Origin of the sequence: Sutcliffiella sp. NC1, from assembly GCF_027594365.1 — a bacterium.
Lineage (GTDB): Bacteria > Bacillota > Bacilli > Bacillales > Bacillaceae_I > Sutcliffiella > Sutcliffiella cohnii.
Window position 1 is genome coordinate 3679858 of the sequence record NZ_CP115153.1, and the last position, 15567, is coordinate 3695424.

Annotated in this window: 15 protein-coding genes and 1 riboswitch; of the genes, 1 reads left to right on the forward strand and 14 read right to left on the reverse strand. The window is 36.2% G+C overall.

Annotated features, from left to right (window positions below):
• Nucleotides 1-412: 412 nt before the first annotated feature.
• The 11 genes from O1A01_RS19240 to O1A01_RS19290 all read right to left on the reverse strand — a co-directional run bounded on the left by O1A01_RS19240 (nucleotide 413) and on the right by O1A01_RS19290 (nucleotide 9920).
• Complete coding sequence (locus O1A01_RS19240) at nucleotides 413-922, reverse strand: metallophosphoesterase (RefSeq protein WP_270064773.1); 510 nt, start codon at nucleotides 920-922, stop codon at nucleotides 413-415.
• Nucleotide 923: 1 nt separating this feature from the next.
• The gene (locus tag O1A01_RS19245; RefSeq protein WP_066420244.1) at nucleotides 924-1529 is read right to left on the reverse strand and encodes an XTP/dITP diphosphatase; all 606 of its coding nucleotides are present in this window, start codon (nucleotides 1527-1529) and stop codon (nucleotides 924-926) included.
• Complete coding sequence (gene rph / locus O1A01_RS19250; protein ID WP_066420245.1) at nucleotides 1526-2287, reverse strand: ribonuclease PH; 762 nt, start codon at nucleotides 2285-2287, stop codon at nucleotides 1526-1528. The genes O1A01_RS19245 and rph overlap by 4 nt, the downstream gene beginning before the upstream one ends.
• Before the next feature lie 151 nt (nucleotides 2288-2438).
• Complete coding sequence (locus O1A01_RS19255) at nucleotides 2439-3506, reverse strand: GerMN domain-containing protein (protein ID WP_066420246.1); 1068 nt, start codon at nucleotides 3504-3506, stop codon at nucleotides 2439-2441.
• 600 nt (nucleotides 3507-4106) lie between these two features.
• A complete protein-coding gene (racE, locus tag O1A01_RS19260; RefSeq protein ID WP_066420247.1) occupies nucleotides 4107-4904 on the reverse strand; it encodes a glutamate racemase in 798 nt (265 codons plus the stop codon).
• A gap of 10 nt (nucleotides 4905-4914) precedes the next feature.
• Nucleotides 4915-5367 carry a MarR family winged helix-turn-helix transcriptional regulator gene (locus tag O1A01_RS19265; RefSeq protein ID WP_066420249.1) on the reverse strand — a complete coding sequence of 151 codons (453 nt, stop codon included), beginning with the start codon at nucleotides 5365-5367 and terminating at the stop codon, nucleotides 4915-4917.
• A 354-nt stretch (nucleotides 5368-5721) separates the two neighbouring features.
• Complete coding sequence (gene gerE, locus O1A01_RS19270; RefSeq protein ID WP_013059396.1) at nucleotides 5722-5946, reverse strand: spore germination transcription factor GerE; 225 nt, start codon at nucleotides 5944-5946, stop codon at nucleotides 5722-5724.
• A 249-nt stretch (nucleotides 5947-6195) separates the two neighbouring features.
• Nucleotides 6196-6663, reverse strand: coding sequence for an acyl-CoA thioesterase (locus tag O1A01_RS19275; protein ID WP_066420251.1), 468 nt, complete (start codon nucleotides 6661-6663; stop codon nucleotides 6196-6198).
• Between the two features lie 86 nt (nucleotides 6664-6749).
• A complete protein-coding gene (sdhB, locus tag O1A01_RS19280) occupies nucleotides 6750-7511 on the reverse strand; it encodes a succinate dehydrogenase iron-sulfur subunit (protein ID WP_066420253.1) in 762 nt (253 codons plus the stop codon).
• A 2-nt stretch (nucleotides 7512-7513) separates the two neighbouring features.
• Complete coding sequence (gene sdhA / locus O1A01_RS19285; RefSeq protein ID WP_066420256.1) at nucleotides 7514-9271, reverse strand: succinate dehydrogenase flavoprotein subunit; 1758 nt, start codon at nucleotides 9269-9271, stop codon at nucleotides 7514-7516.
• 40 nt (nucleotides 9272-9311) lie between these two features.
• The gene (locus O1A01_RS19290) at nucleotides 9312-9920 is read right to left on the reverse strand and encodes a succinate dehydrogenase cytochrome b558 subunit (RefSeq protein WP_066420258.1); all 609 of its coding nucleotides are present in this window, start codon (nucleotides 9918-9920) and stop codon (nucleotides 9312-9314) included.
• A 384-nt stretch (nucleotides 9921-10304) separates the two neighbouring features.
• On the opposite strand from O1A01_RS19290, the gene O1A01_RS19295 reads away from it, so the two are divergent.
• Nucleotides 10305-10739: a YslB family protein gene (locus tag O1A01_RS19295; RefSeq protein WP_066420259.1), complete on the forward strand. Its 435-nt coding sequence runs from the start codon at nucleotides 10305-10307 to the stop codon at nucleotides 10737-10739.
• A 776-nt stretch (nucleotides 10740-11515) separates the two neighbouring features.
• Here O1A01_RS19295 and O1A01_RS19300 read toward each other — a convergent pair.
• The 3 genes from O1A01_RS19300 to trxA form a co-directional block, all read right to left on the reverse strand.
• Nucleotides 11516-12754, reverse strand: a complete 1239-nt coding sequence (locus O1A01_RS19300; RefSeq protein WP_270064774.1) for an aspartate kinase — start codon at nucleotides 12752-12754, stop codon at nucleotides 11516-11518.
• Between the two features lie 160 nt (nucleotides 12755-12914).
• Nucleotides 12915-13097: riboswitch (Lysine riboswitch) on the reverse strand.
• A gap of 68 nt (nucleotides 13098-13165) precedes the next feature.
• Nucleotides 13166-14938: an excinuclease ABC subunit UvrC gene (gene uvrC, locus O1A01_RS19305; RefSeq protein WP_270064775.1), complete on the reverse strand. Its 1773-nt coding sequence runs from the start codon at nucleotides 14936-14938 to the stop codon at nucleotides 13166-13168.
• A gap of 172 nt (nucleotides 14939-15110) precedes the next feature.
• Entirely contained in the window at nucleotides 15111-15425 is a 315-nt protein-coding gene (gene trxA, locus O1A01_RS19310; RefSeq protein ID WP_066415444.1) for a thioredoxin, read from the reverse strand.
• Between the last annotated feature and the right edge of the window lie 142 nt (nucleotides 15426-15567).

The window sequence follows — 15567 nt, forward strand, 5'->3', positions numbered from 1 at the left end:
TAACTTGCTTATCGTTCTAAACCGTCGTCCCGATTTCAGAAAGCTAATTCAAGAAGTGGCTCAATCGGTACGCTGTAGTAAATTCAAGGAAGCATATTCGATCGTGCTCTATCCTGCTGAGCTACTGGGACAATATAATAATTTATTAATAACTTGCTTATCGTTCTAAACCGTCGTCCCGATTTCAGAAAGCTAATTTCAAGAAGTGGCTCAATCGGTACGCTGTAGTAAATTCAAGGAAGCATATTCGATCGTGCTCTATCCTGCTGAGCTACTGGGACATGGTAGAATTTTCATTATCTTTCCTAACGACAAGATTTATTATATGAAATGTCGTTAGGAAAGTCAACTACTTTTATAAAGTTTTTTCAAAAAAACTTTTCAAGCCGAGTAGAAAAGCAAAACAGCCCTTCTACTCGTGTTTAGTAAATGTATGACTCTGAACGATGTCACCTAAATCATTATAGTAATGTACTATATATTCCTTTTCTGTTACTTCTAGTATAACATATGTTTTTTTCGTTGTCATTCTAGGTAACAGGATGCTGCCAGGATTAATAAATAATACGTGATCCACCATTTCCGTTCCAGCGATATGCGAGTGTCCGAAGCAAACTACGTTGGCGTTATCTTCTTCTGCTTTATTTTTTAATGGCATTAACGTCGTTTTAACTTGATGTAAATGACCGTGTGTAATGAGGAAACGTGTTTGTTCAATATCCTCCACTAAAACTTCCGGGTACAATGTATCGTAATCACAATTACCACGCACTGATAGAAAACTGTTCATCTCTCTACTATTTTTTGGTAACTCTGAATCCCCACAATGTATCATCGCGATCACTTCTTCACTATGACGTTCTTTAACTGTTGTGACCAGTTCCTTATTACCATGACTGTCGCTCATAATTAATACTTTCAAATTATTCATCCTCTATTTTAAATGAACTCCACTGTTCCATTAGTTGTTTAATTGCGTTCCCTCGATGACTAATATTATTTTTTTCTTCATGGGTTAACTGTGCCATCGTTTTTTGATGTAACGGTACGAAAAAGATTGGATCATATCCAAAACCATTATCCCCTGCAGGCTCAGTAGTGATGGAACCTTCGCATGTCCCTCGCACAGTAAACGTAGTACCGTCCGGTTTAGCAATAGCCAGTGCACAAACAAACCTCGCTGTTCGATTTTGGTAAGGTACATCCTTTAATTTTTGTAATACTTTTTCGTAATTAGCGATATCATTTTTCTCCAGGCCAGCATACCGAGCTGAATACACACCAGGTTCACCTTGTAACGCATCTACTTCTAACCCTGAATCATCTGCAATTACTATGCTAGAAAGCGCAGTAGCAACAGACTTTGCTTTCAATATCGCATTTTCTTCAAACGTTGTTCCTGTTTCTTCTACCTCTTCAAGATTAGGAAAGTCTTTTAATGATTTAACTTCATATCCAACTTTCGAAAAAATGTTTGAGAATTCTTTAACCTTCCCTTGATTATTAGTGGCAATTATTAGCTCTTTCATCCTTTATTACCACCTTTAGGGCCAATTAGATTAACAATTTCTCCCAACGCTTCTTTTTGACATTCAATCAGCTGTAAAATTCCTTCTTCCGCTAGGTCTAAAAGTGCATTAAGCTGACCACGGTTAAATGTCGCTTCCTCTCCAGTACCTTGTACCTCGACCATTTCAAAAGAGTCATTCATAACGACATTCATATCTACTTCTGCTGATGAATCTTCTATGTAATTTAAATCTAACACTTCTCCATGTTCTGCGATAATACCAACAGAAGTTGCTGCTAAATAATTATTTACTGGCAGTTCTTTTAATTTATTTTGTTTTACAAGATTATGTAGTGCTAAAACCATAGCAACATATGCTCCAGTAATAGACGCTGTTCTAGTGCCGCCATCAGCTTGTATTACATCACAATCAATCCAAATGGTACGTTCGCCAATTTTACTTAAATCTACGACAGTACGTAATGCTCGGCCAATTAAACGCTGAATTTCCATAGTACGCCCTGTCACTTTTCCTTTTGTTGATTCTCTCATCGTTCTCTGTTCTGTTGCTCTTGGTAACATCGAATATTCAGCAGTAATCCAACCTTTCCCTTGCCCGCGCATGAAAGGTGGGACTCTGTCTTCAACCGATGCTGTACAGATTACTTTCGTATCTCCAACTGAAATTAACACAGAACCTTCAGGATGCTTTATAAAGTTCGTCGTGATGTTTATCGGCCTTAATTCATTTTTCTGTCTTCCATCCACTCTTGTCATTTTCAGTACTCCTTTTTTCACCATTTACTTAAGTCACATTAGCTATCTTACAAATTAATAGCTAAAAGAAAAAACAGAAATATAAGAAGGAGTAGCTTTATCGCCTACCCCTTCTTTAACATTCTATTTTTAGTATATCAAAATTTACAGATTAAAACCTACCTGTATTCACTTTTTCTGGTCTTGAGACTGGCTCTGCTAAACTAGTACCATCTGAAGCCATTAAGTCTTTTTCACCGTTCACCGTAATAGCAACACTATCTACACCTGGTTGTTCTGTTAATGTTAAAACAATCGTGTCGATAACTTCTTTCGAAATAGTGTTATCAGACCATCCAACAATATTTTCATTGAAGTCTAGCGTTAGAAGACCATTTTCATATTTTGGCTCTGAAAGTAATTCCACATCATTTGTAAAACCAGATAGTAAGCCTGATGTTGATGACGGACCGTTAATTAATTCATCGATAATCGCTTCATAGTTGTTTGCATTTTCCGCTTTAATACGCTTCGTCACTGGAACGTAATAAGTGTCACCATTATTATTTTCGCCAATGTAATAAAGCGTCACTGGTCTTGTATTCATAATGTCAATCGCGTCATGTTCTAAGTTAATACCATTTGCTCTACTTAGCCCTTTCGTGATAGGTGTTTTATTAACTGGCATTACATCTTGTTTATGACCATTTACTCGAAGCTCTACATTTTCGACGGAATCAAATTGTGTTAAAGTCCACGTAATTGCTTGTAAGATTGCTAGTTCATCTTCTGGTAAGTATTCCGCAAACTCACTAGAGAAATCTGCAACAATTGTTCCGTTTGATAATAGATTAACATCAACTTCTGTTCCCGCCGGTATTACCGCTCTAAACCCATTTGGTAATAGATCCTCTACAGGGCCACCAGCTACTAAATATTGTAGAGCCTGTTTTGCAGGGCTATCGCTTTTTGGTAAGGCTAATGTTTGTGAAACTACAAAACCATTTCGATCTAATAAATATAATTCTCTTTGCGAAACTTGGTTACTTACTTCTTCATCATCCATTTCTTCATTATTAACATCTGTTTCATCTGTATCAAGGTCATTAACAATAGATACATCTTGTGGCGGATCGATTTGTGAGCCTACTTTTTCCTCATCACCAAACAATCCACAACCAGCTAATAAAAGTGAGGATGCAAGAACGACAGTAATTGTTGTTTTTTTATTTTGTGACATGCGTTTCCCTCCTAAGACGGTTTGTACTAATATGTATACGAGCTATTCTTTAAAATAGAACAAGCTATGAATATTTTATTTATTCTTTTTTGGTATCTTTGGAGTGTTTTTTTTACTTGCATAGTTGTCTACCCTAATAAGTGGCTTCTTTAAAAAATAGCGTTTCATTATAGACAACATTGATTCATATTGTACGTTTTATAGTTAGTCCGTTTCACTTCGCTGCAGGTACTCGCTTTCCGCGGGCGTGGCTTGAGCCTCCTCCTCGCTTTCGCTCGTGCGGGGTCTCAAGACTCACGCTACTCCCGCTGGAGTCTCGCACCTTCCGCTCCGTTTCACTCACGGCTCTATATGTTATAAGGGAAAAACCCACCCATTTTCATGCGCTATGGCTTAAATTTCACTTACATCGGTATTTACCATGAGAATAGTAAGGATTGGATTTCCCCACTCTTTTCTCCTATCGGAATGTGCTTTCCACGGGAGAGCTATATCTGCTCACAGCTCATTCATGGAAGGGAAAACGTTTTGATACACTTTACAGTTTTATAGACAGGAAAAAACCTACTTTCCTTTATGAAAAGTAGGTTTTGTTTACGGTTATAATTCGATTGTTTTTACATTTTCAATGTTTTGTTCGAACAGTTTAGTAGCAATTTTTTGGAATATTTCTTTTCCACCAGTAGTTAAAAACAAATGTTCTTCTTTGCGATTATGTTTATTTAACATTTTCTTATAGTTTAAAATAGTACTAACCTCTCGTGCTGTTTCGTCACCTGAACATATTAAGCGAACATGGTTGCCTAACACTTTTTGGATAACAGGACGTAATAATGGATAATGCGTACATCCTAAAATTAACGTATCCATTTTATTTTCTTGAAAGGGTAATAACGATTCTTTTACTATTTCAATTGCGTCTTCACCATCAAATTCTCCACTTTCCACTAATGGGACAAAACTAGGACAAGAAAGACTTTCAACTTGAACATCACTATTTATCGTTTTTAACGCATTTTCATATGCTTTACTATTTATTGTTCCTACTGTACCTATTACTCCAATATGATTATTACTTGAAACTTTTAAAGCAGTTCTAGCACCAGGGTCGACAACGCCGATTACTGGAATTGGTAGCTTTTCTTTAATTTCCTCTAATACTGCAGCAGTTGCTGTATTGCAGGCAATAACAAGCATTTTAATATCATGATGGTTTAATAAATAATTAGTCATTTCCCACGTAAATTGCTTTACTTCTTCTTTATCTCTCGGTCCATATGGACATCGTGCTGTATCTCCTAAGTAAATGATTCGTTCTTTCGGTAGTTGACGGATAATTTCTTTTGCAACCGTTAATCCACCAACACCCGAATCAATTACGCCAATCGGTTTTTCCAACTAGTATCCCTCATTCATGCTTCATTTCTTGGTGTAATCTTCCTAACACTTTATCTAAAACTACAATTTCATCATAAGAGTAGTTTTCTAATATTCCTTGTAAATAATCTTGGCGTTTCTTAACAACATCGTTAATAATTCTTTCGCCTTCTTCTAATAAATGAATTCGTACTACTCGACGATCATTCGGGTCTTTGACACGTTGAACTAATTCATTTTTTTCCATTCGATCAACAAGATCTGTCGTCGTACTACAAGCTAAATACATTTTATTAGATAGCTCACCAATGGTCATATCTCCCTCTTCTAATAACCATTGTAGTGCAACGAATTGCGGTGGTGTAATTGTGTAGTTCGTTAATATTTCTCGCCCTTTTTGTTTCACAAGCGCTGCTATGTAACGGAGGGATTTTTCAATATCCGCCACTAATTGATCTTGATTCATTGTGCTATTATTAGTCATTCTCTACCCACTTCCCAATTAGTAATTTTATTTAATTACTGCTTGTACTATTTTTATTCCTTTAATACTACCATAAACTTTTTTATGAATATATTGTGAAGCATTATGCAAAATCTTGAAGTTAGTATGTTTACTATACTTTCACCGTTAGGAATTTTTCCTTAGTGTAGCTAATTATATTTTCTTATTTTTACGAAGAAAATGCAATACATTACATGTGACAATTAATATAGTTTTACTTGGAATTAACATTTTCTCTATTCTATATATTTTAGAATTTGACAAATAGCAAGAGAGGAAACTCTCATACTATCGGTATGTAGAGTTCTCCCTTGAATTTGTCACCTTCATCGGTTAAAGCTCTAGCTCTCCCATGCGAAGAAGCTCGACAACTGCTTGAGATCGCCCCTTAACCCCAAGCTTTTGCATAGCATTTGAAATATGATTTCGAACTGTTTTTTCACTAATAAATAACTCTGATGCGATTTCTTTCGTAGTTTTATCTTGTACTAACAGTTCAAATACTTCTCTTTCTCTTTTTGTGAGCAATGGCTTTGGTTGAAATTCTTTCTCCTTCAATGAATGTAACCCTCCTTGCCTTAGCCAGAGCTGAACTAGCGGATGGGTATATATTTAGTCATGGTATAATATGTGAAAAACCTTATGAGAGTTACATTTAGAACACCTATTTTGCAAATTGTGTTTTATTTATAGGCATATGAGGTGATTATTTATTGGGGACGAAAAAGAAAGGTGGGCTGCATTCAAAAGAAAAAAGAGGAAGAGGTTAAATTACATCATTATTAACCTCTATACCTTCTAAAATTTTTATGAGTTGATTTTCGTTTTCACAAAAAACTTTTGTCTCATCTCTTCTGACCAAGGTTCACCTTTTCCTGTTCTTTTATTCAGCTGAACCATTCTCCCTCTTCCCACAAAACAAATATCCCCATTTGACTCTCTTTTCCCCATATAATGCAAATCGACGGAAGATGTGCCTACTTCTTGAGCTTTAACATAAATTAGTAATTTTTCTCCAAAGTATACTTGTTTTAAGTAGTCGCATTGTAAATCCGCTACTACTGGAATCGTCTCACTTTTAGGTGATACCCAGTTTTGCATAAACCCTAAATATTTAAAAAATGCTATTCTCGCGTCTTCAAAGTAAGCGAATGGAACTGTATTATTCATGTGTCCAAACATATCTGTTTCGGAAAAACGGACAGAAATCGGGTGACTGAATGAGAACTCATTCATCCATGTTTGTAGTTCTTGAATATATTTTATTTTTTCCACTATGAATCTCCTCTCTTATTAAACACGCTATATGGTGAAAAAATCGCCTCAATCTATTTTTTAGACGAGGCGATTTGATTTTTTTATTATCCTTGGTCACTTCCGAAGAAGTTACGGAACATTTGGACAGTTGTATCACGGTTTAGTGCTGCAATCGACGTTGTTAAAGGAATGCCTTTTGGACATGATTGTACACAGTTTTGTGAGTTACCACAATTCGCAAGTCCTCCGTCACCCATAATAGCTTCTAAACGTTCTGATTTATTCATCTCACCAGTTGGATGAGCATTAAATAAACGAACTTGAGAAAGCGGTGCAGGACCAATGAAATCAGATTTACTATTAACGTTTGGACATGCTTCTAAACATACACCACAAGTCATACATTTAGATAATTCATATGCCCATTGACGCTTTTTCTCAGGCATACGAGGTCCTGGTCCAAGGTCATACGTACCATCAATAGGAATCCATGCTTTTACCTTTTTCAAGGAATCAAACATACGACTTCTGTCAACTTGAAGGTCACGTACTACTGGGAACGTACGCATAGGCTCTAGTTTAATAGGTTGCTCTAGTTTATCAACGAGTGCTGTACATGATTGACGAGGCTTCCCGTTAATTACCATGGAACAAGCTCCACAAACTTCCTCTAAACAGTTCATATCCCAGTTTATTGGTGTTGTTTCTTTACCTTCTTTATTAACTGGGTTACGTCTAATCTCCATTAATGCAGAGATAACGTTCATATTTGGACGATAAGGAAGGACAAACTTTTCCTCATAGGGGTTGCCATCTGGACCATCTTGACGAACGACAATAAATTCTACTGTTTTTTGTTCAGCCACTGTTATTTACCCCCTTTTTTCTTTGTATAATCACGTTTACGTGGTTCTATTAAAGAAACATCTACTTCCTCATAATGGAATGCTGGAGCCGATTTAGGACCTGTAAATTTCGCCATCGTCGTTTTTAGGAATTGTTCATCGTTACGTTCTGGGAAATCAGGCTTATAGTGCGCACCGCGACTCTCGTCACGATTTAATGCACCAATCGTAATAACACGTGCTAATTGCATCATGTGGAATAATTGGCGAGTAAATGCCGCACCTTGGTTACTCCATTTAGCAGTATCGTGAATATTAATATTATCATAGCGTTCTAGTAATTCTTGAATCTTCTCATCTGTTTGTTTTAGCTTGTCGTTGTAACGTACAACTGTAACGTTATCCGTCATCCATTCTCCAAGCTCTTTATGAAGCACGTATGCATTTTCTTTACCATTCATGTTCATAATTTTATTCCATTTTTGTTCCTCTTCTTTTACGTATCGATCGAATAAAGAAGTAGATAAAGAATCAACAGACTTTTCAAGACCATTTATATATTCTACAGCTTTCGGTCCAGCTACCATACCACCATAAATAGCAGATAGTAAGGAGTTTGCACCTAATCGGTTAGCTCCGTGCTGAGAGTAATCACATTCACCAGCTGCAAATAAACCAGGGATGTTTGTCATTTGATCATAATCTACCCATAGTCCACCCATTGAATAGTGAACGGCAGGGAAGATTTTCATTGGTACTTTACGAGGATCATCACCCATGAACTTTTCATAGATTTCGATAATTCCTCCAAGCTTAATATCTAGTTCTTTTGGATCTTTATGAGAAAGATCTAAATAAACCATGTTTTCGCCATTTATACCTAGTTTTTGGTTTACACATACGTCAAAGATTTCACGCGTTGCAATATCACGAGGAACTAAGTTTCCGTATGCAGGATATTTTTCCTCTAAGAAATACCAAGGCTTGCCATCTTTGTATGTCCAAACACGTCCACCCTCTCCACGAGCGGATTCACTCATTAGACGTAATTTATCGTCTCCTGGAATTGCTGTTGGATGGATTTGAATGAACTCACCGTTTGAATAATATGCTCCTTGTTGATATACGATAGAAGCTGCAGAACCAGTGTTAATAACAGAGTTTGTTGATTTTCCAAAGATAATTCCAGGGCCACCAGTTGCCATAATTACAGCATCTGCTGGGAATGAAACAATCTCCATAGATGTTAAGTTTTGTGCAACTACCCCACGACAAATACCTTCATCGTCAACGATGGATCCTAAAAATTCCCATCCTTCATACTTTGTTACAAGTCCAGCTACTTCATGGCGACGCACTTGCTCATCTAGAGCATATAATAACTGTTGCCCAGTAGTAGCACCTGCAAATGCAGTACGATGGTGCTGAGTTCCACCGAAACGACGGAAATCTAATAAACCTTCTGGAGTACGGTTAAACATTACACCCATACGGTCCAATAAGTGAATAATACCTGGTGCTGCTTCACACATTGCCTTAACTGGTGGTTGGTTTGCTAAAAAGTCTCCACCGTAAACTGTATCATCAAAATGTTCCCACGGAGAATCTCCTTCTCCCTTTGTGTTTACTGCCCCATTAATACCGCCTTGGGCACAAACAGAGTGAGAACGCTTAACTGGTACTAAAGAAAATAGATCAACTGATGCGCCAGCTTCTGCTACTTTAATGGTTGCCATTAAACCAGCTAATCCACCGCCGACTACGATAACTTTTTTACTCATTTATGTACCTCACTCCTTTATATTTGCTCCATACGTTTTTTTATACAAATGCTAGTAATGCACTTATTCCTACATAAGAAAGTGCTAAGAAAATTCCGATTGTTACGTAAGTAGCAATTAACTGAGCTCGTGGAGTTACAGTTATTCCCCAACTTACTAAGAATGACCATAAACCATTTGCAAAGTGGAAAATTGTTGAAATTACACCAACAACGTAGAACCAAAACATTGGAGTTGATGATAAAATCCCTTCCATCATGCTGTAGTTTACGTCAGCTCCAAATGCAGCTTGAACTCTCGTTTCCCATACGTGCCAAATGATAAATACAAAAGTAATAACACCTGTTACACGTTGAAGTAAAAACATCCAGTTACGGACAAATCCATAGTTACTTACGTTGTTTTTGGCAGTGAAAGCAATATACAAACCGTAAATAGCATGGAATAAAATAGGAAGGAAAATCACAAAAATTTCTAATGCATAACGAAATGGTAAATTTTCCATGAAATGTGCTGCTTTGTTAAATGCTTCCGGCCCCTTTGTTGCAAAGTGATTTACAACTAAATGTTGTATTAGGAAGAGTCCGACTGGAATAACCCCTAATAAGGAATGGAGTCTTCTTAATAAAAATTCGTTGTTTTGCGCCATTTCTGTACCCCCTTTTTAGTTTCGACAAATAGATTCGATGTTTGTTAGTTTTTGTCTCTCACTATTATAGTGAAAAATTTCTTAAACTACTACATCACTTTTCAAATTTTCGATAAAATGAAAGCCTTTGCAAATTTATCGACAATTATATGACAACTATTATTTTACTCCCACTAATTACAAGCGTCAAGAATACGAGGCCAGAAAAACAAAATTTATATTTTTTTCTGATATTTATTAATAGTTTCGTACCTCATTTAATATATTAATAGAATATTTTTTACTAAATACTCCTAAACTACCAAAATTTCAATATACACAATTATTTATGAAATATCGAACATTGTATATAATAAAACTGTTAATAAAGAGAGGAGAGCGAGAATGAGCAATGACACAAAAAACCAAAACGGTGTAGAGACAGAGGAGCTTCTCATTCCTTCATTTGGTTATGAATTACTTCGAGACTTCCTTTTACCTGACATACTCGGAAAAGACTATTCCCAGTTACTATACTGGTCTGGAAAGCAAGTTGCACGAAAATTCCCTATCGAATCAACCGAAGAACTTCCATCTTTTTTTCATGAAGCTGGATGGGGCTTGATTGAAATTGTTGAAGAGAAAAAAACAGAGCTAAAATTCAAGTTAAGCGGAGAAATTGTAACAAGAAGGATTGAATTACAAAAAGATGCCTCATTCCAACTAGAAGCTGGTTTTCTAGCCGAACAAATACAACGTCTAAAACAAAAAACAGCCGAAGCGGTAGAAGAAGAACGCAAAAGAAAAACCATCTACATAACCGTCCAATGGGATAAATAGGAAGAAAAGCGCAGGCGGCTTGGTAGGTCCAATCAAACTGGAGCTTTTCCGCAGGAGATATAGGAAACACAACGAGCCGGAAGGCGAGTTGATGTTGACTTATCGTACGGAGGAAAAGTGAAGTTCGAGCCGGACCTAGCCGCCGGAGCTGGACAAATAGAAAAGCGGATGGCGCACGCTAGCGGCGAACAAGGCAAGCAGCCTAGAAGGTCTAATATTAATTTTAAATGAAATGTGCCCTTGCTAAGTTAATTTTTGCTTCTTGTTATGTAATTTGCAACACTTGTTAAGTAAATTTCGATTCCTGTTATGTAATTTACAAAACTTGTTAAGTAAATTTTGACTGCTGTTATGTAATTTGCAACACTTGTTAAGCAAATTTCGATTCCTGTTATGTAATTTACAAAATTTGTTAAGTAAATCCAACTACTTGTTAAGTAATGAATTACTTGGAGAACTACCCAGCTAAAATTGACTAGAAAATCAGAAGATATAATAGTTAACTGCCCTTTTCCCAGTGTAATCTATTTGAATTAACGCACTATTATACGTAAATATACACTTATAAAAGGGCAAAAGCACATGCTACTCTCTCTGCCGGTACAATTTGGAGGTTCTACAAACTTTACACACTAGGAAAGAAAAAAAACTAAGCAACAAGCCCATATTCAGCCGCCACGGCCATGAATATGGGCTAAATATTTGTATACAAGTTTTGCAATTGCATGGAAGATTGGGCTATTAATAGTTAAAGCTAATTATCGTTCCATAACCTATTATACGTTTACTTTTTGCACTTCGCTTTCACCTAGTTTAAACGCAACATGAAGCGCCTCTACTGCTTTTACCATCGCACCTTCATCCACGACAGTAGATACTTTTATTTCTGACGTACTAACCATTTTCACATGAATCCCTTCCGTAGCTAAAACATGGAACATTTCAGCTGCTACTCCTGGATTAGAGACCATTCCAGAACCTACGATGGAAACTTTCGCCAATTTACTTTCTTGTTCAATATGGGAAAAAGCTAATTTCTCTTTATTTTGCTCTAGCACATAGATTGTATTTTCAACGTCTTTCGTTTTTACTGAGAAGGAAATATTTGAGCCATCTCTATCTAAACTTGATTGGATAATAATATCTACATCAATATTATTATTAGCTAGCGTTGTAAATATTGTCGATAATGTATGTAATTCATTTGGCAAACCACATACCGTTACTTTTGTAATTTGATCCTCAAACGCAATTCCTCTTACTACTAAACTATTTTCCATCGATACTTCCTCCTCAATAATCGTTCCGTCTTCGTCTTCCATACTCGACCTAACTACAAGCTTGACACCATAATTTTTTGCAAATTCTACTGCTCGTGGATGTAACACTCCAGCACCTAAGTTTGCTAGCTCAAGCATTTCATCGTATGAGACTGAGTACAACTTTCTTGCTTCTTTAACAAACCTTGGATCTGTTGTATATACTCCTGTAACATCTGTATATATATCACACTTTTCAGCCGAAAGAGCGGCAGCTAACGCCACAGCTGTCGTATCAGATCCACCTCTTCCTAGAGTTGTAATCTCGTTATTTTCGGAAATCCCTTGAAAGCCTGCAACAATAACTACTTTGTTATTATTTAAATGTTCTTGAACATTTTTCGTTTCAATATTAGTGATTCTTGCATTACCGTGAATTGGCTCGGTACGGATTCCAGCTTGCCAACCCGTTAAGGAAACAGCATCAAATCCTCTCGTTTGTAAGGCCATTGATAATAAAGAAATCGTTATTTGTTCACCTGTCGTTAGTAACATATCCATGTCTCGTTTACTTGGATGCGGATTTATTTCGCTAGCTAAAGAAACGAGCTGATCCGTCGTTTTTCCCATAGCAGAGACGACTACCACTACTCTATTCCCCTGTTCCACTTCTGCAATAACTCTATTTGCTACATTTTGAATTTTTTCAACTGAACCAACCGATGTTCCTCCAAATTTTTGTACAATGATTGCCATTCTAATCATCCCTTTTTTATTTATTTTGCCTACACCATGTAGCCAGGATTAAATCATAATGAGAAAGATTAGAGGTGTATTTTTTGGCTATAAAAACAAAAAAACAGCAATGAGCTATATTCTCATTGCTGTGATCCGTTTATGCTAAAAAACTGTCACCGCGTGAGATAGCTCTCCAGATAGTAATATCCATCTGACAATCCTACATTTATTAAATGTAGAACCAGCAAAAAAGACAGTAGAGTTCTTTTTCGCTTCGGCGATCCTCCCCTTTCTGTAATGTTCTCAGAAGCTCTATCTTCTCCCATTACATACTATTAGAGTTCGCACCTCTATCTTCACTTCGTGTTTGAAGTGTACATTATGAAATTAATGTTGATTATAACAGACTATTATATATGAGACAATAGTTTATTCATTAAACTTATTATAAATATCTTCTGCTATTTTTAGCGGGACTCCCGCTTCTCTTATTTCATCTACAGTCGCTTCTTTTATTTTTGCTATGGAACCGAAATGTTTTAATAGTGTTTTTTTACGTTGTGCCCCTACTCCAGAAATGTCGTCTAACATTGATTGAAATGCGTTCTTACTTCGAAGTTGACGATGAAACGTAATTGCGAATCTGTGTACCTCTTCTTGAATTCGTTGTAATAAATAAAATTCTTGACTATTACGCCCTAAAGGCACTAAATCGAAATCTTCCCCGGCAATTAACTCACTAGTTCGATGCTTTTCATCTTTCGCTAAACCGACGACTGGTGTGAATAAATTAAGTTCATTTTCCAACACATCGCGTACAGCTCCGACATGACCTTTACCACCATCAATAATGATTAAATCTGGTAGCGGTAAGCTCTCTTTAAGTGCTCTCGTGTACCTTCTGCGAACAACCTCTCGCATCGATTCATAGTCATCAGGCCCTTGTACACTTTTAATTTTATATTTTCGATATTCCCTTTTTTCGGCCTTTCCGTCGATAAATACGACCATTGCGGATACAGGGTCTGTTCCTTGAATGTTAGAGTTATCAAAAGCCTCTATACGATGCGGTGTTCGGATTCCTAACTTTTCCCCTAAGTTTTCAACGGCTTTTATCGTTCTTTCTTCGTCCCGTTCAATAAGAGAGAACTTCTCTTGCAATGCTACTTTCGCATTTTTACTTGCAAGATCTACTAACTGTTTCTTTTTCCCTCGCTGTGGTTTTAATATTGTCGTTTCTAATAGCTTACTTGCTAACTCACCGTCAATTTCATTTGGCAACAGCACTTCTTTTGGGATGAAATGGTTAACTTTCGAATAAAACTGACCTAAAAATGTTAAAAAATCTTCCTCTGGTTCGTTATAAATTGGAAATAAAGATACATCTCTTTCAAGCAACTTTCCTTGACGAATAAAAAATACTTGTACACACATCCAACCTTTATCTACTGAATATCCAAAAACGTCACGGTCTACAAAATCGGTCATTTCCATCTTTTGCTTTTCCATAGTTGCTTCTATACTTAGCACTTGGTCACGATATTCTTTCGCTCGTTCAAAATCTAAAGCTTCAGCAGCTATATTCATTTTCTCTGTTAGCTCTTTTTTAATTTCTTTATAGCCGCCATTTAAAAACCTAACAATTTCCTCTACCATTTCTTTATTCGTTTGTTCCGAAACTGATTCTACACAAGGAGCTAAACATTGGCCAATATGATAATATAAGCAAACTCTATCGGGTAATGTGGAACATTTTCGTAATGGATAAATTCTGTCTAGCAGTTTCTTTGTTTCATTTGCTGCTTGGACGTTTGCATATGGACCAAAGTATTTTCCTTTATCCTTCTTTACTTTCCTCGTAATAATTAAACGTGGATGGCGCTCTGCTGTAATTTTTATAAAAGGGTAACGTTTATCATCTTTAAGCAAAACGTTATACTTTGGGTTATGTTTTTTTATTAAATTCATCTCAAGAATTAACGCCTCAATATTAGAAGAAGTTACGATATATTCAAAATCAACTATTTCATTTACTAGTCTTAACGTTTTTCCGTCGTGAGATCCTGTAAAATAAGATCGAACTCTATTTTTTAATACCTTTGCTTTACCAACATAAATCACTGTACCTTGGTGATCTTTCATTAAATAACATCCTGGTTGGTCAGGCAAAATGGATAGCTTTTCTTTTAGCAATGTATTCAATTTTCCTCACCCTCCAGTTTATATGTTTCCAACGTATATTTTATCATATAGTTTCCATTAGTTCATTTTTTCATTTCTGGATTATCGACAATTATTTCCCAAGAAATGAATTTTGTCGAACAAAGGCATAGAAAAAGGCTTAGTGCATTTTCACTAAGCCCTTTTCATATTATTAAAGGTGTTTGTTTAAAAGTTCAGCTAATGCTTCTTTCGGTTGGAAACCAACTGTTTTATCAACAACTTCACCATTTTTTAATACTAATAGTGTTGGGATGCTCATTACACCAAACTTACCAGCTGTTTCTTGGTTTTCATCCACATCAACCTTTACGATTTTCACTTTGTCACCCATATCTGTATCAAGCTCTTCTAATACAGGAGCAATCATTTTACAAGGTCCGCACCAAGGTGCCCAAAAGTCAGCTAATACTACACCTTCAGCTGTTTCTTGTGCGAAAGTTTGATCTGTTGCATTTGTAATTGCCATAATAAAATTCCTCCCAAATAAAAAAATGATTTAATTTTGGTTAATATTTCTTTACACGTTAGAGTATAGCATTATCTTTTATGTATATGCTATTTTTTTGCTTGCTTTATTAGTTTTTCCAATTGAAAATAAAACATGCTGC

Excerpts from the sequence above, each read along its gene's own strand:
- O1A01_RS19290 (WP_066420258.1), bottom strand. The coding sequence starts at position 9,920 with ATGGCGCAAAACAACGAATTTTTATTAAGAAGACTCCATTCCTTATTA.
- O1A01_RS19300 (WP_270064774.1), bottom strand. The coding sequence starts at position 12,754 with ATGGCAATCATTGTACAAAAATTTGGAGGAACATCGGTTGGTTCAGTT.
- O1A01_RS19255 (WP_066420246.1), bottom strand. The coding sequence starts at position 3,506 with ATGTCACAAAATAAAAAAACAACAATTACTGTCGTTCTTGCATCCTCA.
- trxA (WP_066415444.1), bottom strand. The coding sequence starts at position 15,425 with ATGGCAATTACAAATGCAACAGATCAAACTTTCGCACAAGAAACAGCT.
- O1A01_RS19245 (WP_066420244.1), bottom strand. The coding sequence starts at position 1,529 with ATGAAAGAGCTAATAATTGCCACTAATAATCAAGGGAAGGTTAAAGAA.
- sdhA (WP_066420256.1), bottom strand. The coding sequence starts at position 9,271 with ATGAGTAAAAAAGTTATCGTAGTCGGCGGTGGATTAGCTGGTTTAATG.
- rph (WP_066420245.1), bottom strand. The coding sequence starts at position 2,287 with ATGACAAGAGTGGATGGAAGACAGAAAAATGAATTAAGGCCGATAAAC.
- O1A01_RS19265 (WP_066420249.1), bottom strand. The coding sequence starts at position 5,367 with ATGACTAATAATAGCACAATGAATCAAGATCAATTAGTGGCGGATATT.
- O1A01_RS19295 (WP_066420259.1), top strand. The coding sequence starts at position 10,305 with ATGAGCAATGACACAAAAAACCAAAACGGTGTAGAGACAGAGGAGCTT.